The sequence below is a fragment of the Pseudomonas sp. GL-RE-26 genome, assembly GCF_019956275.1.
Taxonomy (GTDB): domain Bacteria; phylum Pseudomonadota; class Gammaproteobacteria; order Pseudomonadales; family Pseudomonadaceae; genus Aquipseudomonas; species Aquipseudomonas grandcourensis.
In genome coordinates, this window is record NZ_JAHBDI010000080.1 from 1 (window position 1) to 1,238 (window position 1,238).

The 1,238-nt window shown below is 62.5% G+C and carries 2 protein-coding genes; both read left to right on the plus strand.

Translation table 11 applies throughout. From position 1 onward, the window contains the following. Positions 1–222 (plus strand): ABC transporter permease subunit (locus KGB07_RS27620; RefSeq protein WP_370958333.1); only part of this gene is annotated, 222 nt, incomplete at its 5' end. Between the two features lie 10 nt (positions 223–232). Next, the gene (locus tag KGB07_RS27625; RefSeq protein ID WP_008051721.1) at positions 233–1,201 is read left to right on the plus strand and encodes an ABC transporter ATP-binding protein; all 969 of its coding nucleotides are present in this window, start codon (positions 233–235) and stop codon (positions 1,199–1,201) included. Positions 1,202–1,238: the final 37 nt, after the last annotated feature.

A 1,238-nucleotide genomic window follows, 5' to 3' on the forward strand; every position in this document is an offset into this window, starting at 1 on the left:
GCGATCCTCGATGCCGCCGCACTGGGCTTCCTTGGCCTTGGCGTACAACCGCCAACCCCTGAGTGGGGCACCATGCTGGCTTCGGCCCGCGACTACATCGAACGCGCCTGGTGGGTGGTGAGCCTGCCTGGTTTGACCATTTTGCTCAGCGTGCTGGCAATCAACCTGATGGGCGACGGCCTGCGCGATGCGCTGGACCCGAAACTCAAGAACGCCGCCTGAGGAGATTCCCATGTCACTGCTAGAAATCAAGAATCTCAACGTTCGCTTCGGCGACAAAAACGCCACGCCAGTAGTCGATGGCCTCGACCTGCAAGTGGACAAGGGCGAAGTGCTGGCCATCGTTGGCGAATCGGGTTCCGGCAAGTCCGTGACCATGATGGCGCTGATGGGCCTGATCGAGCATCCGGGGATCGTCACCGCTGACGCCCTGAATTTCGACGGCAAGAACATGCTCAAGCTCAACAATCGCCAGCGTCGGCAGATCGTCGGCAAAGACCTGTCCATGGTCTTCCAGGATCCGATGACCGCGCTGAACCCGAGCTACACCGTCGGCTTCCAGATCGAAGAAGTGCTGCGCCTGCACCTGAAAATGTCCGGCAAGGCGGCCCGCAAGCGCGCCATCGAACTGCTGGAAAAAGTCGAGATCCCGGGTGCCGCCAGCCGCATGGATGCCTACCCGCATCAACTGTCCGGTGGCATGAGCCAGCGTGTCGCGATTGCCATGGCGATTGCCGGTGAACCGAAACTGCTGATCGCCGACGAACCGACCACGGCGCTGGACGTCACCATTCAGGCGCAGATCATGGACCTGCTGCTGGCGTTGCAGAAAGAGCAGAACATGGGCCTGGTGCTGATCACCCACGACCTCGCCGTCGTGGCCGAAACCGCCCAGCGCGTGTGCGTGATGTATGCAGGCCAGGCGGTCGAAGTCGGTCAGGTGCCGCAACTGTTCGACATTCCGGCACACCCGTACAGCGAAGCGCTGCTCAAGGCGATTCCGGAACACAGCCTCGGCGCCGCGCGCCTGTCGACCCTGCCGGGCATCGTGCCCGGTCGCTACGACCGTCCGCAGGGTTGCCTGCTGTCGCCGCGCTGCCCGTACGTGAAAGACAACTGCCGTCAACAACGTCCGGCCCTTGACCAGAAAAGCAACAGCCTCGCTCGCTGCTTCTACCCGCTGAACCAGGAGGTGGCGTAATGGCCGTCGTTCTTACCGCCCGCGACCTGACCCGTCA